Origin of the sequence: Winogradskyella tangerina, from assembly GCF_003260205.1 — a bacterium.
GTDB lineage: Bacteria > Bacteroidota > Bacteroidia > Flavobacteriales > Flavobacteriaceae > Winogradskyella > Winogradskyella tangerina.
Genome location: NZ_QERF01000003.1, coordinates 23,094 through 42,992, shown reverse-complemented (window position 1 = coordinate 42,992; position 19,899 = coordinate 23,094). Strand labels below are relative to the sequence as shown.

General features: G+C 35.9%; 22 protein-coding genes and 1 tRNA gene. 15 read left to right on the top strand and 8 right to left on the bottom strand.

The features are described 5' to 3' along the window. Positions 1–5: 5 nt before the first annotated feature. Together DDY94_RS05740 and DDY94_RS05735 are read left to right on the top strand one after the other, a co-directional pair. Positions 6–788, top strand: a complete 783-nt coding sequence (locus DDY94_RS05740; RefSeq protein ID WP_111683103.1) for an enoyl-CoA hydratase/isomerase family protein — start codon at positions 6–8, stop codon at positions 786–788. Positions 789–1,145: 357 nt separating this feature from the next. Continuing rightward, entirely contained in the window at positions 1,146–2,219 is a 1,074-nt protein-coding gene (locus tag DDY94_RS05735; protein ID WP_111683102.1) for a PA0069 family radical SAM protein, read from the top strand. A gap of 67 nt (positions 2,220–2,286) precedes the next feature. Here DDY94_RS05735 and DDY94_RS05730 read toward each other — a convergent pair whose 3' ends face one another. Next, positions 2,287–2,844 carry a hypothetical protein gene (locus DDY94_RS05730; RefSeq protein WP_111683101.1) on the bottom strand — a complete coding sequence of 186 codons (558 nt, stop codon included), beginning with the start codon at positions 2,842–2,844 and terminating at the stop codon, positions 2,287–2,289. A 210-nt stretch (positions 2,845–3,054) separates the two neighbouring features. Here DDY94_RS05730 and DDY94_RS05725 point away from each other — a divergent pair, with 210 nt between their 5' ends. Together DDY94_RS05725 and DDY94_RS16210 are read left to right on the top strand one after the other, a co-directional pair. After that, the gene (locus DDY94_RS05725) at positions 3,055–3,927 is read left to right on the top strand and encodes an AraC family transcriptional regulator (RefSeq protein ID WP_111683100.1); all 873 of its coding nucleotides are present in this window, start codon (positions 3,055–3,057) and stop codon (positions 3,925–3,927) included. 13 nt (positions 3,928–3,940) lie between these two features. Continuing rightward, positions 3,941–4,114 carry a hypothetical protein gene (locus tag DDY94_RS16210; protein WP_198658918.1) on the top strand — a complete coding sequence of 58 codons (174 nt, stop codon included), beginning with the start codon at positions 3,941–3,943 and terminating at the stop codon, positions 4,112–4,114. Here the strand turns inward: DDY94_RS16210 and DDY94_RS05720 are convergent, their stop codons facing one another. The 3 genes from DDY94_RS05720 to DDY94_RS05710 form a co-directional block, all read right to left on the bottom strand. Beyond that, a complete protein-coding gene (locus DDY94_RS05720) occupies positions 4,115–4,771 on the bottom strand; it encodes an HD domain-containing protein (RefSeq protein WP_111683099.1) in 657 nt (218 codons plus the stop codon). Then, the gene (locus DDY94_RS05715) at positions 4,768–5,505 is read right to left on the bottom strand and encodes a lysophospholipid acyltransferase family protein (RefSeq protein ID WP_111683098.1); all 738 of its coding nucleotides are present in this window, start codon (positions 5,503–5,505) and stop codon (positions 4,768–4,770) included. Before DDY94_RS05715 ends, DDY94_RS05720 begins: the two co-directional genes overlap by 4 nt. Positions 5,506–5,590: 85 nt before the next feature. Then, a complete protein-coding gene (locus tag DDY94_RS05710) occupies positions 5,591–6,001 on the bottom strand; it encodes a BrxA/BrxB family bacilliredoxin (RefSeq protein WP_111683097.1) in 411 nt (136 codons plus the stop codon). A 188-nt stretch (positions 6,002–6,189) separates the two neighbouring features. Here DDY94_RS05710 and DDY94_RS05705 point away from each other — a divergent pair, with 188 nt between their 5' ends. The 6 genes from DDY94_RS05705 (at position 6,190) to DDY94_RS05680 (ending at position 11,595) form a co-directional block, all read left to right on the top strand. Continuing rightward, positions 6,190–6,984, top strand: a complete 795-nt coding sequence (locus tag DDY94_RS05705; RefSeq protein WP_111683096.1) for a TerB family tellurite resistance protein — start codon at positions 6,190–6,192, stop codon at positions 6,982–6,984. A gap of 10 nt (positions 6,985–6,994) precedes the next feature. After that, positions 6,995–7,192 carry a hypothetical protein gene (locus tag DDY94_RS05700; RefSeq protein WP_111683095.1) on the top strand — a complete coding sequence of 66 codons (198 nt, stop codon included), beginning with the start codon at positions 6,995–6,997 and terminating at the stop codon, positions 7,190–7,192. Between the two features lie 91 nt (positions 7,193–7,283). Then, the gene (locus DDY94_RS05695; protein ID WP_111683094.1) at positions 7,284–9,641 is read left to right on the top strand and encodes a TonB-dependent receptor; all 2,358 of its coding nucleotides are present in this window, start codon (positions 7,284–7,286) and stop codon (positions 9,639–9,641) included. Beyond that, positions 9,638–10,108: a thioredoxin family protein gene (locus DDY94_RS05690; RefSeq protein WP_111683093.1), complete on the top strand. Its 471-nt coding sequence runs from the start codon at positions 9,638–9,640 to the stop codon at positions 10,106–10,108. The genes DDY94_RS05695 and DDY94_RS05690 overlap by 4 nt, the downstream gene beginning before the upstream one ends. 1 nt (position 10,109) lies before the next feature. Beyond that, the gene (locus DDY94_RS05685; protein WP_111683092.1) at positions 10,110–10,769 is read left to right on the top strand and encodes a metal-dependent transcriptional regulator; all 660 of its coding nucleotides are present in this window, start codon (positions 10,110–10,112) and stop codon (positions 10,767–10,769) included. Between the two features lie 4 nt (positions 10,770–10,773). Next, the gene (locus DDY94_RS05680) at positions 10,774–11,595 is read left to right on the top strand and encodes a ZIP family metal transporter (protein ID WP_111683091.1); all 822 of its coding nucleotides are present in this window, start codon (positions 10,774–10,776) and stop codon (positions 11,593–11,595) included. A 249-nt stretch (positions 11,596–11,844) separates the two neighbouring features. On the opposite strand, the gene DDY94_RS05670 is transcribed toward DDY94_RS05680, so the two are convergent. The 4 genes from DDY94_RS05670 to DDY94_RS05655 all read right to left on the bottom strand — a co-directional run bounded on the left by DDY94_RS05670 (position 11,845) and on the right by DDY94_RS05655 (position 15,073). Next, positions 11,845–11,985 (bottom strand): FeoB-associated Cys-rich membrane protein, encoded by a 141-nt coding sequence (locus tag DDY94_RS05670; protein WP_111683089.1) that lies wholly within the window; start codon positions 11,983–11,985, stop codon positions 11,845–11,847. Then, on the bottom strand, positions 11,986–14,100 hold the full coding sequence (feoB, locus tag DDY94_RS05665; RefSeq protein WP_111683088.1) for a ferrous iron transport protein B: 2,115 nt from the start codon (positions 14,098–14,100) through the stop codon (positions 11,986–11,988). Next, the gene (locus DDY94_RS05660) at positions 14,093–14,320 is read right to left on the bottom strand and encodes a FeoA family protein (RefSeq protein WP_111683087.1); all 228 of its coding nucleotides are present in this window, start codon (positions 14,318–14,320) and stop codon (positions 14,093–14,095) included. Before DDY94_RS05660 ends, feoB begins: the two co-directional genes overlap by 8 nt. A 78-nt stretch (positions 14,321–14,398) precedes the next feature. Further along, positions 14,399–15,073, bottom strand: a complete 675-nt coding sequence (locus tag DDY94_RS05655) for an SCO family protein (RefSeq protein WP_111683086.1) — start codon at positions 15,071–15,073, stop codon at positions 14,399–14,401. 192 nt (positions 15,074–15,265) lie between these two features. Here DDY94_RS05655 and rseP point away from each other — a divergent pair, with 192 nt between their 5' ends. From rseP to DDY94_RS05630, 5 genes are all read left to right on the top strand, one after another. After that, a complete protein-coding gene (gene rseP / locus DDY94_RS05650) occupies positions 15,266–16,612 on the top strand; it encodes an RIP metalloprotease RseP (protein ID WP_111683085.1) in 1,347 nt (448 codons plus the stop codon). A 96-nt stretch (positions 16,613–16,708) separates the two neighbouring features. Then, positions 16,709–16,782, top strand: a tRNA-Asn gene (locus tag DDY94_RS05645). A 183-nt stretch (positions 16,783–16,965) separates the two neighbouring features. Next, entirely contained in the window at positions 16,966–18,165 is a 1,200-nt protein-coding gene (locus DDY94_RS05640) for a site-specific integrase (RefSeq protein ID WP_111683084.1), read from the top strand. 307 nt (positions 18,166–18,472) lie between these two features. Beyond that, positions 18,473–19,399 (top strand): OmpA family protein, encoded by a 927-nt coding sequence (locus DDY94_RS05635; protein ID WP_111683083.1) that lies wholly within the window; start codon positions 18,473–18,475, stop codon positions 19,397–19,399. Between the two features lie 230 nt (positions 19,400–19,629). Continuing rightward, positions 19,630–19,899, top strand: coding sequence for a hypothetical protein (locus DDY94_RS05630; RefSeq protein WP_111683082.1), 270 nt, complete (start codon positions 19,630–19,632; stop codon positions 19,897–19,899).

The window sequence follows — 19,899 nt, the reverse complement described above, 5'->3', positions numbered from 1 at the left end:
GTAATATGGCTTACGAAAATATCATTTCCGACTATCAAAATGGAATCACTACGATTACCATCAACCGACCAAATAAATTAAACGCTTTAAATAAAGACACTATTCAGGAATTACATGATGCCTTCGATGAAGCTAATAAAGATGCTGATACGAAAGTCATCATTATTACCGGTAGTGGTGATAAAGCTTTTGTTGCTGGTGCCGACATAAGTGAGTTTGCTGATTTTAGTGTAGAAGAAGGTGGTAAACTCGCAGCTCAGGGACAGGCATTACTTTTCGATTTTGTAGAAAACCTTGGTACTCCTGTAATTGCTGCTATCAATGGATTTGCACTCGGTGGTGGATTAGAACTTGCCATGTCTTGTCATTTTAGAATCGCTAGTACCAATGCTAAAATGGGCTTGCCAGAAACGTCACTAGGTGTAATACCTGGTTACGGCGGCACACAACGATTACCACAGCTCATCGGAAAAGGACGAGCCATGGAAATGATCATGACCGCAGGTATGGTAGACGCTAGTCATGCTTTAAGCTATGGATTAGTAAACCATGTCGTAGAACAAGACGAGCTTCTTGGACTCTGCGAAAAGATCGCTGGTAAAATTATGCGTAATTCCTCAGTAGCCATAGCTGAAGCAATTAGATCTGTTAATGCAGCTTACAAAGATGGGGTCAATGGTTTTGAAATTGAAATTGAATCGTTTGGTAACTGCTTTGGAACAGAAGATTTTGCTGAAGGCACTACCGCATTTCTTGAAAAGCGCAAAGCCGATTTCCCAGGCAGATAACTTTTAGCCTCTTATTGCAATTTATTATTGAAGTACCTTCCGTCTACTAAAACATGAAGTAGATAAAAAGGCCCAAAGAAAATTATTCCTAATAATATAGCGGGGCTAAAAACCAATAATAAAAGATGTTGCTTTTTCATGATTTTAATTTTTTACAAATTTCACTTCTTTTTAATATCCTGAAAACAAGTATTTTAACTAATTAGTATTCGAAATTAACCGATTTGTTTTCAGCAATTAGTCGTAATTCATGTCTATATTTTACACTCTTCAAGTGGCCTTCATGTTGAAAAATAAAACATATGTGATACATTAAAATAAAACATATGTTGTAATTTTATTGCCCGAATTTGTCACATGTCAAACAAAAAAGTAATCAAGGGTCGAGGTGCCCAAAGCAATATTCAAAATCGTTTTTCTGAGTTTTCTCATGAAATGCGCGATGATTTTTTGGAGTATTGTGAAAAGGAAGGCGAGGTAGCAGAAAAGAACAAAACCCAATATCTAGAAGTTTTTCCGAAGAGTATTGTAAATAAAGTGACAAGCCCCGACGTAGGAATGGCTTATTCAATGAACATGTATCAAGGTTGTGAACATGGATGTATCTACTGCTATGCGAGAAATAGTCACGAATTTTGGGGTTATAGTCCTGGACTAGATTTTGAACGACGTATCCTGGTGAAGAAAAGTGCTCCTCAATTACTCGAGGAATATATCAAAAGAAAAAGCTGGAAAGCCAATACAATCGTGATGTCTGGAAATACAGACTGTTATCAGCCAGCCGAACAAAAATTTGAATTGACGCGTCAATGTCTCAAAGTCTTTCTCAAATACAAGCACCCCACAGCAATCATTACCAAGAATGCTTTAATTCTAAGAGATCTCGATCTATTAAAACAATTGGCAAAAGACCATCTAATTTCAGTATTGGTATCTATAACGTCCTTATCTGAAGACACCAGACGTCTGTTAGAACCAAGAACGGCAACCATAAAAAGAAGACTCAAAGTAGTGAAAGCGCTGAGTGATCATGGAATTCCGGTTAAGGTGATGTTAGCGCCGATTATTCCATCAATAAATAGTCACGAGATTTTACCCATGGCTAAAGCGGTATCAGAGGCAGGCGCCTTAGGTATTGTGCATACGATAGTACGCTTAAATGGTGCAAATGGCGACATATTTACCGAATGGATTAAAAAAACAATGCCCGACAGAGCAGACAAAGTACTCCATCAAATAGAAAGTTGCCATGGAGGCAAACTCAATGAAAGTCGGTTTGGTGTAAGAATGCGTGGCGAAGGACAGATCGCAAAGCAAATAAAAGATCTAATGACTTTAGCCAAACACAAATATTTCAAAGGGCGGACCATGCCTAAGCTAAATACCGAGTTACACGAGCAATATAAAACGGGCCAATTGCGATTGTTTTAAATAAAAAAGTGGGCTGTAAAAGCCCACTTCAAAACTAATAAATAACTAAATATATAAACATTCCAATTTATATGCTAAAATGTTCAACATATACCCTGTTATCTGACCTAATGATGGCTGTATAATTGCCAGGTAGATCTTGATCTAATTGGTATATGCGATTTAAAACCTTTTCACCTTTTAAAGTTTCTGAATAAAACAGGTCGTCTTCAAAATAAAGTTCAACCGTCATCTCTTTAGAATCGAGAGCTAATTTTGAAATCATAACCTTAGCGTTTTCAGTTCTTATAACTGGTTTAAAGATTTTTTCTTTAGCACTTTCAATAAAGGTAACCACGTGATTTTTTACTTCAACCGAATTAATTTCAATTTCATAGGCCTTAGTAATTTCTACTTGATAAAGACCATCCTTTAATTGTGTGAAATCAAAGAACTCTGTGAGTTTTCCGGTTTGATTTAATTGACCACTAAAAATTACTTCTCCCTTTGCATCAGTGATTTTAATAATATGATGGTTATTAATGTTATATGATGCAGGTAAAGTGCTTGCTTCCTGACTTGCGTAGCTCGTATATGTTCCCAACATTACAGCTACTGCTAATATGTTTCTTACTATTTTTTTCATTGTTTTCGTTTTTGGGGTTAAACAATTTTTACAAGGCAAAGATATTTTAGAGAAGTGCTTTGAAAAACAAGGATTTTGGCATATTTATGCACTAAATTAACTGCATATCGGATCAATATTGAATATAAAGTTAAAATAGCACACATTAATGGTAATTGAATATAGGTTTTGCATTTTAATTACGACTAACTTTGTAGTAATCAGGTAATAATGAGTACAAGAAAACCTACTTTAGAAAAGATCAGTCCCGAGTTTGGTAGTTCCATGCGTGTGATTAAGCACGAATCGGACATAGGTGAGAAAAAACCGTTTTGGCATTTTCACCCAGAGATTGAACTGGTTTACGTAAATAAAGGCAAGGGGAAACGTCATATCGGTAATCATCTGTCATATTTTAATAATAGTCAGCTTTTATTGATAGGATCTAATCTTCCTCATAATGGCTTTACCGACCGATTGACGGTTAACGGAACGGAAACAATTGTTCAGTTTCGACCAGAGTTTTTAGGTGAGAATTTTTTCAATATTCCTGAAATGGACCGCATCAGCAACCTATTTGATCGTGCAAAAAATGGTATCCTGTTTGGTATTCCGACGAAGAAAAAATTGGGCAAAAAGATTGAAAAACTTTCCGAAAAAGAAGGTTTTAAGAAAATACTAGTACTGCTTGAAATTTTACACACTTTGGCCAAAGCTGAAGACTACACAATACTGAACGCAGAAGGCTATTCGTTTGAAACAGAACCGCAGGATAGCGCTAAGATCGATAAGATTTTTAATCATATCAATGACAATTTTAAGGATCATATTAGTTTAGATGAGATCGCTGATAAGGTTAGTATGACGGTGCCTGCCTTTTGTAGATATTTCAAAAAAGTAACGGGTAAAACTTTCACAAAACTGGTAAACGAATATCGTGTTGTGCATGCGACGAAGTTACTCTCGGAAAGTCAGATGAGTATAACAGATATAAGTTACGAATGTGGTTTTAATAACTTTTCGCATTTCAATAAGGTGTTTAAAGAATTTACGGGTAAGAGCGCTTCAAAATATAGAAGTGAATTAAAACTGATGGTGCAATAGAAATCAAAATATCATGGATAAAAAGATCGACATCGCAATTGACTATTACTACAAAAAAGGACAGGATATTTTAACCAAGGTCAACAAAAAATCCGATATCACGGCAGACGAGCTCATAAAATATGGTGAAGAAATGGCCATTATTGAATACAAGCTTACCGCCTTAGAAATAGCGAAGGAGAATTAATTATTGTTCGCCATTCCATTCGGCAAAAAACTGCCTTAAATAACCTTCCATATAGTGGTGACGACTCGTTGCAATTCGCTGACCAGTCTTAGTATTCATCTTATCCTTTAGCAAAAGTAATTTCTCATAAAAATGATTTATCGTTGGTGCTTTGGATGCTTTATATTCAGCCTTAGTCATATTCAGATTAGGTGAGATATTAGGATCATAGAGTGCCCGGTTTTTAAATCCGCCATAATTAAAACAACGCGCAATTCCAATAGCACCGATCGCGTCGAGACGATCAGCATCTTGTACCACTTCCATTTCTTTCGAATTAAAAGTTGTATTGAGATCAAAAGAATTTTTGAACGACATGTTCTCTATGATTTTAGAGACATGTTCAATGACCTGGCTATCTACATTTTGTTTCAGAAGAAACGCACTAGCTTTTCTAGGGCCAATAGTTTCATCGCCATCATAAAACTTCGGATCGGCAATATCGTGTAATAAAGCGGCGAGAGCCACAACTAAGGGATCAACATTTTCAGTTTTTGAAATCAGCAGTGCATTTTTGTAAACTCGCTCAGTATGAAACCAATCGTGCCCGCCTTCAGCGTCTTTTAATTCTGCTTTAACAAAGGCAATGGTTTTATCTATGAGGGGATTTTTACTCATGCTTCAATGTTGCTTTTTACCTGCGCCTCAACAAGGCTGATGAGCTCTAATTTATCTTCATAATGATTAGCCTGAAGTGGCTTGTGTACAGTAAAGGTGATATGAGCGCCTAATCCCATAGGAAATTTTCCGTAACGCAAAGTTTTCCAAGAATTGTTGATGGTTATTGGCACCACTAATGCATTTGGTGCGTGCTTTATCATGGCTAATAACCCTTTGGTTTTAAATGGTTTTGGTTGGCCATCTCTGCTTCGTGTGCCTTCAGGAAAAATAACTGCCGCCCATTTATTTTGTTCTATGCGTATTGCAAAATCTTTTATGGCTTCAATAGATGCTAGGGCGTCTTTTCGATCTATAAGTACAGAACCGCCATGACGTAAATTGTAAGACACACTCGGAATTCCTTTTCCTAGTTCCTTTTTACTAATAAATTTCACATGATGCTTTCTTAAATACCAAATTAATGGCGGGATGTCGTACATACTCTGATGATTCGACACCAGAATTAGCGGAACACCCTTTTCAATTTTATATGGATTCGTAAAAGAAAATGTAGTCCCTAAGATATTGAGACACCGCATTAAAAAGAATTGCAGCCAATCCACACTAATTTTGTGTGCTTTATATCCAAATACATTTTTACAAAACCACTGAATAGGATGAAAAATTACTAGGGTAAGACCAAAGCAAATAAAGTATAATACGGTAAGTGGATAAGCCAGCAGTTTTGTCATAGCACAAAATTAAATCAATGCTATTGATGCACAAAAAAACCACGAATTAATTCGTGGTTTTTAATTTTATTTTTTCAGAAAGCTCTTAACAATGATCGTTGTAGGCGTCCATTAGGTTCTCTGCAATTAGTTCCGCAGGTCTTCCTTCAATATGATGACGCTCTAGCATGTGTACTAATTCACCATCTTTAAATAAGGCCATACTCGGTGAGCTTGGAGGAAATGGCACCATATATTCTCTGGCTTTATCTGTAGCTTCTTTATCTACACCCGCAAAAACTGTTACTAAGTTATCAGGACGTTTAGCGTTTTGTAAACTCATGCGAGCACCTGGTCTTGCATTTGCTGCAGCACAACCACAAACAGAGTTTACAACCACTAGAGTTGTTCCTTCTTTTGCAAGGGCATTGTCAACAGCTTCTGTAGTATGTAATTCTTCAAAACCAACGTTTGTTAAATCTTCGCGCATTGGTTTTACTAATTCTGCTGGATACATATTTTAATTCTTTTTAATTAACACTTTTGAAATGCAAAGATAAAGAAAAATAGTAGCTGTTTATTAGTTATCAGTAGTCAGTTTATATTATAGCATTTAGATTTTCTATAGTCTGAATTGAAACAAATTATGAATGAGTTAGACTAACAAATAGTATATTTGATTTTTACAATTAATAAAAGAAATACATGAGTTTTGCAAAGTGGATCGGCGGTGCTATAGGATGGTCTTTTGGTGGACCAATAGGAGCAATTATTGGTTTAGCCTTAGGCAGTTTCGTTGATAATTTAGCAGGAGATGGCACACCGTTACTTGGCGAAAGCCAAACTAAACGTTCACGTCAGCGTGATCCTTATCGTCAAAGACCTAAACAAACCCGAAGAGATCAGAAACCAAAAACACAATCTGGCGATTTTGAGGTGAGCTTACTTATTTTGGCGTCGATCATAATAAAAGCAGATGGGAAACAAGATCAACGCGAGTTAGATTATGTACGTCAGCAGTTTCGAAACATGTATGGGAAGGATCGTGCAAATCATGCCTTTGAATTGTTCAAACGTGTGTCTAAGCAAAACATATCTATGCGCCAGGTATGTATGCAGATCAAGCAAATGATGGATCATGCTTCGCGTCTACAGTTACTTCATTTTTTATTCGGAATAGCAAAGGCTGACGGTCATATTGCGGAGGTTGAAATTCGTCAGATCTATACCATGTCTGGGTATCTAGGAATAAGTCATAAAGATTATGAAAGCATAAAAGCTATGTTTTATGACGAAACCAATAATGCTTACAAAATTCTAGAAGTTGATAAATCTGCATCTGATGATGAGGTAAAAAGTGCTTACCGTAAAATGGCTAAAAAGTATCATCCAGATCGCGTGGTGCATTTAGGCAAGGAACACCAGGAAGGTGCTGAAGAAAAGTTCAGGCAAGTACAGGAAGCTTATGAGCACATTCAGAAAGAACGTGGATTTAAATAAGATCTAACCTATGGCTTGGTTCATTGCTAGTGTAGTATTTGTCTTTGTTTTAGCATTTGTCATTATCAAGCTATCCATTAATAAAAATGAAAACAAGGATTCCAGTCTTGGCATTTTAGAACATCCGAGTACGTTCAAAAAACAAGGAGTTGAAATGGTGGATGAAAGCCTAAAAAGCAAGTCATCTCAAGATTTGACTGATTCTTAATTCGAAAAAACCTTTAGGAAATATTATTTATCATCTGATAATTTTTAGACTTGTCTAAAAATATATTTATATTTGTATAAAAATTGTTTGAATGCGAATATTGATTGTTGTTTTTCTGCTTGGGATTTTTAGTCTCAGTGCACAAAACATTGATGTAAATGGTACAGTTAAATTTGGTGATGAAGCGATTGCTTATGCAGCACTTAAATTTACAAATGCTGAAAAGGTTTATCAGACGTATTCTAATGCCGAAGGAAAATTCACTTTAAAAATACCTTACGGTGAATATAATTTGAATGTAGATTTCGTTGGTTATAAGACTAAATATAAATTGATCACAATTACTGCAAATAATAAAAATGATTTGATCATTGAACTCGTTGAAGATCTTTTAGGTTTAGATGAGGTTGTAGTGAGTGCCACCAGGAATAGGGTAAACAAAAAAGAAGCACCAATTGTGGTGAATACCTTGGGAGAGAAACTTATTACAGCAACCCAATCTTTGGCAGTTTCTGAAAGTCTTAATTACTCTCCAGGTGTTAGGGTTGAAAACAATTGTCAAAATTGTGGATTTACACAAGTTCGACTCAACGGATTAGATGGCAGTTATTCTCAAATATTAGTTAACAGTCGTGCTGTATTTAGTGCCTTGAATAGCGTTTATGGATTAGAACAAATCCCAACGCAGATCATTGATAAAATTGAAATAGTACGTAGTGGTGGCTCGGCACTATTTGGATCTAATGCTATCGCCGGAACTGTAAATATTATTACTAAAGATCCCGTTTTAAATACTTGGGAAGTGGGCAGTTACTTGGGGCTCATTGATGGAGATACGCCAGACCGCGTTCTTAACTTCAACGCTTCACTTGTTTCTGACGACCTCAGAAGCGGCGCTACATTTTACGGTATTCATAGAAATAGAGATGAATGGGATGCCAATGGTGACGGATTCACTGAGGTTGTAGAGTTAAAAAATACCACCTTCGGAACAAAATTATACTACAAACCAACGGATCATAGTAGACTCACCCTTGATGCAACTGTTCTTAACGAATACCGTCGTGGTGGAGACCGCTTGGACTTACCACCACACCTCACGGATATCACTGAGGAGTTAACTCATAACACAATTATGGGTGGCGTGAGTTACGATTTCAATAATGAGGCAAATACCAACTATTACTCTATTTATAGTTCAGTACAATTCACTGATAGAGATAGTTATTATGGTGGTTTAGGTGGCGGTAGAACTGCCCAAGATAGCCTAACAGCACTTAACGCCTACGGCATTACAAAAGATTTGGCTGTGGCAACTGGCTTTCAGTTTACTAAACAGTTTAAGCGCGATGTTTTAACATCCGGGATCGAGTATAACAGGAGCAGTACGGATGACAATATTATTGGCTATAATCGAAGAATAGATCAAAAAGTCAATGCGGTTGGTGCCTATGCCCAATACGAATGGAAGCCAAATGCATCTTTTTCGGCCTTAATTGGGTCGCGTGTAGATCACATTAATGTTGATGGTAACTATACTGTAGGTGATATTTCAAGAGCTGTAGATATTTTTCAAACGACTTTAAATCCCAGATTGACCATAGCCTACCAATTAATGGAAGACCTAAAATTTAGAGGAGGCTATGCCAGAGGATTTAGGGCGCCACAGGCTTTTAATGAAGACTTACATATATCATCCGTCGGTGGAGAACCACAATTTGTTATTCTTTCAGATGATCTAGAATCTGAATTTTCTAATGCTTTTACAGGTTCTTTCAACTTTGCCAAAGAATTTAATACAACGCAGACCAATTTTTTGGTTGAAGGGTTTTACACAAGTTTAGAAAACCCTTTTACCTTAGTTAGTACTGGAGCGCAATTACAGAACGGGTCTATAGTTGAAGAAGTTCGAAATGGAGAAGGTGCCATTGTCTATGGTGCTAATTTTGAATTTGGTGTGTCACCGTCCAAGAAGTGGCTTTTTCAAATTGGTGGAACTCTGCAGCGTTCAGAATATAATGAAGATCAAATCTTGTTTGAAGCTGATGGTACTAACCCTAATGAAACCGATATTTTGATTTCAGAATTTACCCGAAACCCAAATGTTTACGGCTACCTCAATACGAACTGGACACCCAACGACACCTACAGTATTTCAGTTACTGGTACCTATACAGGGTCGATGATCGTTCCATTGGTGATTAGTGATTCGGGATTTTTAAGTTTGAATGAAAGCGATGCCTTTTTTGATGTAAATTTAAATGCAGAAGCACATTTAGATGTGTCTAACGACTTTCAGATTACATTTAACGCTGGCGTGAAGAATTTGTTTAACAGTTTTCAGGATGATTTTCAGGTGGGACCAACGCGAGATTCAGACTATGTTTATGGTCCGGCACTACCGAGAACATTTTTTCTTGGTATCAAAATAGGAAAAATGCATCGATGAAAAAGGTAGCTGTCATATCAATCTTAAGCTTAATGTTTCTGAGCTTTATTCCGAAGTCGAAAGTCGATTGGTTATCTTTTGAAAAGCTCGAGGTTGCTTTAAATGAAGAACCAAAAAAGGTCATTGTTCATTTCTATGCAGATTGGTGTGTTTTTTGTAAAAAAATGGAAGAAGCTGTTTATACAAAACCCGAAATCGTAGATGCTATAAATAATGAATATTACGCTGTAAAATTCAATGTTGAGACAAAAGATACTATTCGGTTTGGCGGTCAGTCATTTGTTAATCTTAATATTGGTAAAAAACGAACTGCCTTTCATCAAATTCCAGAATTGTTAGCAGGTCGAAAAGATCAACAGCTAGAGCTTCCTGCCACTGTGATTTTAGATAAAGATTTCAATATAGAACAACGGATTTATCGCTATATTCCACCCAAGGAAATGCTCTCCATATTAACAGAAGAATAATATGCTAACTACATTAACAGAAGAAAATTATTTAAAGGCTATTTATCACATTAGTCAGACTTCAAAAAAAGGTGTCAGTACAAATGCTATTGCTAAGAAGATCGATGCCAAGGCTTCTTCTGTGACCGACATGCTCAAAAAGTTAGCAGACAAAAATCTAATCACCTATATAAAATATAAAGGTGTAAATCTTACTGAGAAAGGGCGATTAACAGCTGTAGATATTATTAGAAAACACCGTCTTTGGGAAGTGTTTTTGGTAGATAAATTAAATTTTTCTTGGGATGAGGTTCATGATGTTGCAGAACAGCTAGAGCATATTAAATCGCCCAAGTTAATCAATGAATTGGACGCGCTTTTAGATTTTCCAACGCACGATCCCCATGGGGACCCCATTCCTGATAAAAATGGACAAATTCAACGTACGGATAAGATCGTTCTTTCACAAGCAAGTGTTGGGGAAACATACACCTGTGTAGGTGTAATAGATTCATCATCTGATTTTTTAAAGTATCTAGACAAGCATCAAATTGGTCTCGGTTCTAAAATACATGTCATTGAAAAGGAGGATTTTGATCAATCTATGAGTTTAGAGATCAATTCTAAAACTATTGTAATGTCTAAATCGATCACAAATAATTTATTCGTAAAAAAACTTTAATACTATGGACAGTATCATACAATATTTTGAAACCATTGACCCTGTTCTAGGGGCATTATACGCCTCCTTATTTACTTGGATCTTAACGGCTGCTGGGGCGTCATTGGTATTCTTTTTTAAAGGGATGAATCGTGCATTACTAGATGGAATGCTAGGATTTACAGGCGGTGTGATGGTAGCAGCTAGTTTTTGGAGTTTACTGGCTCCAGGAATAGAAATGAGTGAGGGCGAAGGATTTGTGAAGGTGATACCGGCCGTTGTTGGGTTTTCGCTTGGTGCTTTGTTCATTTTCGGATTAGATAAGGTCTTACCACACCTTCATATCAACTTTAGAGAGGATGAAAAGGAAGGGGTTAAAACACCTTGGCGCAGAACCACACTTTTAGTTTTGGCTATTGCCTTACACAACATACCGGAAGGCTTAGCTGTTGGTGTTTTATTTGGTGGTGTAGCGGCAGGCATTCCTGAGGCTACAATTGGTGGTGCTGTAGCACTGGCTTTAGGAATAGGTATTCAAAACTTTCCTGAAGGCTTGGCCGTTTCGATGCCGTTGAGAAGACATGGTGTGAGCAAATTTAAAAGTTTTTGGTACGGACAATTATCGGCCATAGTAGAGCCTATGGCGGCAGTGGTTGGTGCATTAGCGGTAACTTTCTTTCAGCCTATTTTACCTTACGCTTTAGCGTTTGCAGCAGGTGCTATGATCTTTGTGGTTGTAGAAGAAGTAATTCCTGAAACGCAGCGCGATAAATACACAGATATTGCAACCTTAGGATTTATTGGCGGCTTTATAATTATGATGACCCTAGATGTTGGTTTAGGATAAGGTACAGATTAAATTCAAGTTACTTTCTCTTATTCATATTGCTCTGAATAATAGCTTTTAAAGCGAAAAGCAAAATGATTTCTACACCTATATAGAAAATACCATAAACGTAATGTAGATCGAAGAGCGTAATAAAGCCAAGTCCAGATATAATAAGAAAAACAAAGACCAGACATCCTGAACTAAAATCTTTCAGGAAGGTATTTTTCGAATGTTTATAATCGAAATAGTAGCCAATTAAAACAAGGATTAATGACATCCACAACCGTCATTACCGCACGCCTTAGAATCGGTTGCTTTTTTAGGTTTCCAGAAGAACTTTCTATACAAAAAAACCAGTGCTGATCCTAGCGCTAAAACAAGAAGTATATTTTGAATAATAGTATTCATTTATTTCAAAATTTGAAAGGCAACAAGAGCTACAAAATACGCAATTCCGCTCATAATAACAAGCTGATAAACAGGCCATTTCCATGAGTTTGTTTCACGTTTTACAATGGCAAGAGTACTCATACACTGCATAGCGAAGGCATAAAACAATAGTAGCGATATCCCAGATGGGAAGGTAAAAACCTTCCGGCCATCACTATGGACTTCTTCTGCCATTCTACCTTTAATGGTGGACATGGCCTCATCTTCATCATCGAGTTCATTGGCGCTTCCCACACTGTAAATAGTCGCTAGCGTCCCAACAAAAACTTCTCTAGCCGCGAAGGAAGTCACCAGTCCTATCCCAATTTTCCAATCATAACCTAAAGGTTGAATTACAGGTTCAATAGTTTTACCAATGATTCCGATGTACGAATGCTCTAATTTGTGTTCGGCGATCATATCATTTAAGACAGTTTCTGAAGCATTAGGATTTGCTTGCTGAACTATAGTTTCCGCATTATTGAATTGCTCTCCTGGTCCGTACGACGCTAAAAACCACAGAATTATTGAAATGGCTAATATGATCTTACCTGCTTCAAAAACGAAGGTTTTAGTTTTCTCAATTACAGTTATTGCCACATTTTTAAACAGCGGTAATTTATAATTAGGCATTTCTATAACAAAGAAGGATTTGCTTTTAATCTTTAGTACTTTGCTTAAAAGATATGCCGAACCCACAGCAGCGCCAAAGCCAATAAGATAGAGCAACATTAAAGTTAGTGCTTGATAACTTAAGCCTAGAAACCGGCCTTCAGGAATCACTAAGGCAATGATGATGAGGTAAACAGGTAATCGGGCAGAGCAGGTCATAAATGGCGTAACCAAAATAGTAATTAAACGCTCTTTCCAGCTTTCAATATTGCGGGTAGCCATTACAGCAGGAATTGCACATGCAGTCCCCGAAATTAAAGGCACCACACTTTTTCCGCTCAATCCAAATCGACGCATTACACGGTCCATTAAAAAGACCACGCGACTCATATAGCCACTTTCTTCTAAGATTGATATAAAGAGGAATAGAAAGGCAATCTGAGGAATAAAAATAACAATACCGCCGAGACCAGGGATGAGCCCTTCAGCAATAAGGTCGCTAAAGGCGCCTTCAGGTAAAGTTGTTTTTGCCCATTCACTAAACGATGCAAAGGTGCTATCTATAAAGTCCATTGGTACTTGAGCCCAGTCGTATATTGCCTGAAAAATTAGAAGTAATATGGCTGCGAAAATGACGTAACCCCAAACTTTGTGCGTTAAGAGTCGGTCTAATTTTATACGAATATCTTTAGCAGATTTAAGATCTATCGTTTGCCCTTTTTTAAGGGTGTCGTTTATAAATTGATAGCGCTTTATGGTTTCTTTTTGCTGAAGGCGTTTAAGATCGGTCTTAGACTTGGTTTTAAAATCTGAAACGGCATCGATGGTGTTGCGGTCTATTTTACCAAAGTTGACATCTTGGGTTATAACTAACCAAAGTTTATATAATAGTTGGTTTGGGAATGCCTTTTGAAGCGATTCAAAATAGTCTTTGTCTATAGACGTGGCATTCATGCAGGGTTCGGTAGAAAGAGTCTTGTAATTAGTGATCAGTTCCTTTAACTCACCAATACCGGTATTTTTTCTCGTGCTAATTAGCGCGATCTTGGTCTTAAGGCGTTCTTCGAGATGTTCAATATCTAAAGAAATGCCTTTATAAGCCATTCGGTCGGACATATTGATCACAAGAATGGTTGGGATCTCTAAGTCTTTTATCTGCGTGAAAAGTAACAGATTGCGCTTCAGGTTTTCAACATCGGTAACAACTACAGCAACATCAGGAAAATCTTTGTCGTTCTTATTCAGAAGTAATTCAATAACCACATTTTCATCTAGTGATGAGGCATTCAAACTATAAGTGCCAGGAAGATCAATAATATGTGCTTTTACACCTCGTGGTAGTTTGCAGATACCTTCTTTTTTGTCGACGGTAATCCCAGGGTAGTTACCTACTTTTTGATTGAGACCGGTTAGGGAGTTAAAAACAGATGTTTTTCCGGTATTTGGATTTCCAATTAAGGCAACATTGATCTGCTTACTCATCTACACACTCAATTAAAATATGAACTGCAGTTTCTTTTCTAATAGCCAAATGCGATCCATTGATATTAAGATACATCGGATCTGAAAACGGGGCAACTTGCACAAGCTCAACACTATTACCAGGTAGGCAACCCATTTCCAATAGTTTTAAAGGAATATGAATGGAAGAAACATCGGTAATAACACCTTGTTGCCCTCGTTTTAGTTCTGCTAATGTCAAAGCTTACTTATTTAGAATAATTTTAAAGAAGCAAAAATACGGCAAAATTTCAATTGCCTAAAACCCTTTGTAAAGAATTTAAGATTCGTCTTTTAAGGTTTGAATATCCTCGAGCAGTTGCTCAATATCTTCAGGCTTGGTGCCATTGTAAAATCCTCTGATCTGCCGTTTCTTATCGATAAGCATAAAATTCTCGGTATGGATCATATCGTACTCATCACCATTACCATCTGTTTTAACAGCCAAGTAGCTTTTTCTGGCGAGCTCATAGATCTGTTTTTTATCGCCTGTGACTAAATTCCATTTGCGATCAATCACCCCTTTTTCCTTGGCGTATTTTTTGAGTTGTGCCACGCTGTCAATCTTTGGAGTTACGGAATGGGACAATAACATCACATCGTCGTCGCTTAATATTTCTTTCTGAATCTGATACATGTGATCGGTCATAATCGGACAAATAGTTGGGCAGGTTGTAAAGAAGAAGTCTGCCACATATATTTTGTCTTTATAAGTATCTTGAGTTACCGTTTCACCATTTTGATTGGTAAGACTGAAATCGGCTATCGTATGGTATTTCATTTGATGTTGAATGGTACTATCTACCAGCTCTTCACTAACCATCGCTGGTTGATAAATTGGCAATGGTGCTTTAACATTCAGGATATTATAGATCATCATAATGATGACAATACACAATATTGAAAAGAAAATTCCGAACTTTTTATAGCGTTTAAAAAAGGAAAGAAATGACATAGACGTACATTAATTTTTAGAATTGCAAAGTTACGACTCATGTCTATTTTTTCGAATGATTTTAACACAATAATCTCATTGGAATCCTTTGATATATAAATGATTGTTAAAAAAATTCCGATTAAAAATACATTTGTTTTCAAAATGCCTTGAAAACCGTACTTTTGTCAATCGAAATTTGAAAATGATTACATGGAATTTGTAATAAAGATATCGCAATTCTTATTGAGTTTATCACTCCTTATCGTGCTTCACGAGTTAGGACACTTTATACCAGCTAAATTATTTAAGACAAAAGTTGAGAAGTTTTACCTCTTCTTTGATGTGAAGTATTCGCTCTTCAAAAAGAAAATCGGAGAAACCGTTTATGGCATTGGCTGGCTGCCTCTCGGTGGTTACGTGAAGATAGCCGGTATGATCGATGAGAGTATGGACAAAGAGCAATTGAATCAACCACCACAACCTTGGGAATTCCGTTCTAAACCAGCTTGGCAGCGTTTAATTATAATGCTTGGCGGTGTAACGGTTAACTTTATTTTGGCCTGGGTGATCTATGTTTTTATGTCGGGTTATTATGGCGATACAGCAATTGCTACCAATAGTATTAAGGACGGTTATTTAATTCAGAATGAAGCGATCTTAGAGACCGGTTTAAGAACAGGCGATGAAATCCTGTCGGTAAATGGTGAGACCTATGAGAATTTAACAGACCTCACCTATAGTTTTTTGACCGCAGAGGAAATTCAGATTAGACGTGATGGTGTTGAACAAACCATAACTTTCCCTGAAGATTTTGCCGGACGATTATCAGACAGTAAAAAAGAGGACGGTCCATTGCTTAAGTTGCGTTCGCCTTTTTATGTGAGTTATGCCATAGATACCTTACACAACGCTGAGGCTAACATAAAAAAAGGGGATTTGATCGTTGGAATTAACGATAAGGAATTAAAATATTTCGATGAATTTGAGCCTGTTTTAATGGCCAATAAGAACCAAACTGTCAATGCCAAAATACTTAGAGATGGCAATACTATTGATGTGCCATTAAAGATTGATTCTGAAGGAACACTTGGTATTATGCCTGGCGGAAGTCTGAATATTTTTGAAGAACTTGGGTATTTGAAAATTACCAGAAAAGAGTACACTTTTAGTGAAAGTTTTGGTGCCGGAACAGATAAATTCATTAAGGAATTCAAAAAATATGGCGAGCAGTTAAAGCTGATCTTTACGCCTAAAACTGGTGCCTACAAAGGCGTTGGTGGATTTAAAGCCATCTTCGATATTTTTTCTGACCGTTGGGTTTGGGAGAGTTTTTGGACTATTACGGCATTTTTATCCATAATGCTTGGTGTTTTAAACCTGTTGCCAATTCCGGCCTTAGATGGTGGTCATGTGATGTTCTTATTATACGAGATGGTTTCGGGGCGTAAGCCAAGTGAAAAATTCTTAGAACGCGCACAGATCGTTGGGTTCTTTATTCTTATCGCATTGGTGTTATTTGCTAACGGAAACGATATATTCAAGGCCATAACGCGCTAAATATTTTTTAGGTTTAGAGTTTAAAAAATTAAGATTTCACATTGTAGAGATTAAAAAATAATTTATATTTGCGCTCGCTAACGCGAAAATAGATCTTCCTCAGTAGCTCAGTTGGTTAGAGCATCTGACTGTTAATCAGAGGGTCACTGGTTCGAGCCCAGTCTGAGGAGCTAATAACTCACCACGAAAGTGGTGGGTTTTTTTATTGCCTATTCCCAGTACAATATCAGAGCAAAATATTATTATCCGAATTACAAGATTTATAAAATATAAATCTAGAGGTAATCTGTAAGGTAGCAATTTACAAATGAAAGGTATCACCTAAATACCACATAATCAAACATATAACATCAATGATTTTAGATAGATTAAATTTTATTTTCGTTTTATATAGAGGCAGAATAAAAAATGGTAAAGCTGCACTGTATGGCAGAATTACATACAAGAAAAAGAGAAGATCTTTTAGTACAGGCGAGTACATTGACCCTAAACTATGGGATAGTAGAAAACAACTCGTCGGGGGTGATTCGGAAGAATCGGATTTAAAAAATAAGCATTTGACATTAATTAGAAATAAAATAAATCATTCTTTTTTATCATTGAAGATAAAGGATGTAGATTTTAGCGTAGATGATATTTTTAGAGTATTTATAGGTGAAAAGGACACCAATGAAATAGGAGTTATTGAATACTATGACATTTATCTAAAGAAATATAAAAAACTAATAAATATAGAGTTAAAACAAGAAACATATAAAAAATACTTCTATATAAAATCAGATATAATGAGAGTTTTGAAATCAGATTTTAAAAAAAATGATATTCTGTTGAAAGATTTAAAACCGAATTTTTTAGATAAACTAGAGTATTATTATAAAACTGAAAAAGACTATCAGCAGGTTACAATTAATAAAAAATTACAGAGGTTTAAAAGAGTAATTAAGATGGCAGTTGTTGACGGTTTTCTTCAGAGAAATCCTTTTGAGCTGCATAAGGCAAAACCTGTAAAAAAGAAAATCGTCTTTTTAAATCAAAAAGAATTATTTTTCATAGAAAATTATAAGTTCAATCAATCTAGACTTAGCTTAATCCAAGACTTATTTGTTTTTTGTTGTTACACAGGACTTGCCTATGTAGATCTTATGAATTTAAAACAAGAAAACATAATAGATGGATTTGACGGCCATAAATGGATTCAGATAGTACGAGAAAAAACATCAAGACCAGTATCCATACCAATTCTTCCCAAGGCCTTAGAAATATTAGCAAAATTCGATAATGATAATTATGTTTTTCCAAGAATAAGTAACCAGAAATATAATAGTTACTTAAAAGAAGTAGCATTTATTATTGGAATCGAAAAAAGATTAACTACACATATAGCTCGAAGAACCTTTGCATCGACAGTACTTTTATTTAATGAAGTGCCAATGGAAATTGTTAGTGAATTACTAGGTCATTCTAGTATGATAATTACTCAACGTCACTACGGGAAGATTGTGCAGCAAAGTGTTAGTAATGAAATGAGCAAACTCAGAAATAAGTTGAAGTAAATAAATACTTATTGTTCGTTATTGATGGAACAAATACATCCTTAAAATATAAGTTCGAAGTATATGAACGAATTAAATATATTATCAACCACCCTGTCATAATAATTTGGGGGATTCCCCCTAGTTAATTAATAATAATACAAAAGAAAATGGTAAAAGTTATTGACTTTAAAACTATCACAGGAAGTGATGGTAAGGAATTCTGCGCTTTAATTGTAGAGGGTGCGGCTCAGCCCGTATTGAAGTTGATATTTTAGAAAACGGCAACTTTAGCGAACCCAAAAATCTTGAAAAATTAAATACGCCAATGAATGAAATGTTTCCTTATATGGCAAATGATGGGACGTTATACTTTTCATCAAATGGTTTTCAGGAAAATTTGGGAGGTCTAGACGTGTATTCGGTGCAAATAAATGAAGGTGGTCAGTATGGTGAACTAATGAATTTAGGGAAGCCTGTAAATAGTTCGATGGATGATTTTGCTTGGGTTTATAATAATGATAATAATGAAGGTTATTTTGCTTCCAACCGGAATTTAGAAGCGAGTGATAATATTTTCAAAGTAAACGTAAACAAAATCATGAAAACTCCTGAAACCATAAAGGTAGAAGGTGTTGTTCGTGATAAAAAAACAGGGGAAATTTTGGATGATGTTGTAGTCTCATTAATTGACGGCGACAATAATGTTATAGTTAAAAAAATTGCTAAATCTGGCCTTTATGAATTTGATAAAGTTGATATTGATAAAGCTAGATTTATCCGTATTGAACGGAACGGTTATCAAACCTATGAAGAACTAATTGGTGACCCCAAAGATGGTATAGTTACAACGGATATTATGCTTTTAAAGCGCGAAATAGAACTGAAAGAAAACACCAATATTGGATCTATTCTTAACCCAATTTACTTTGATTTAAATAAAGATATTATTCGTTCAGACTCCGAGGTAGAGCTTCAAAAGATTCTTGCAATTATGAAGAAGTTTCCAGACTTGAAGATTCATATTAAATCACATACAGATAGCAGAGCTAACGATAGTTACAATATGAAGTTGTCGATCCGAAGGGCACAATCCACAATGAAATATTTAATAGAACGGGGTATTGATCCTTCTAGATTGACCGGAATTGGTTATGGAGAAAATGAACTTCTAAACCATTGTTCCAATGGTGTTAAGTGCCATGAAGATGAACATCAACTCAATCGCAGAAGTGAATTTATTATAAAGCACTAAACTTTTTTTTCATGATGATAGTTAAGTTTTATTATCATTCAGGGCCAGGACATTTTGTTCTGGCTCTGTTCATTTAATTAGATATGAAGCAGTACAACTTCTAGTCTAAAACTTCATCCAGTACCTTATCTTCCCGTTTGTGAATTGTTCGCTTACAACTATTGAATTCAACATGGTTTTATCTCATTATTTGGCTAAATATGTAAATAGAAACAATTGAAAAATAGGCTATGCTCGGCAGGTACATTCTCAAATTTAAAGATGTTGAAGGCAACCCAATAAAATTCACACCGGTTACTGCAATTAATTATTCAAACGTTTTTAGCCTTTCTGAAATGAATCTAACTAATGACGACGGAATAGCTGTTTTTTGGTTTTTTACTTTAGTCAAAACCATAAAAATTCAGACCTATATAGGGTATCATAAATTACCCATAACTCAGATTAACAGAGGTAAAATTTTTGAATTAATTGTGCCCGAAGAATGTATTGATGAGTGA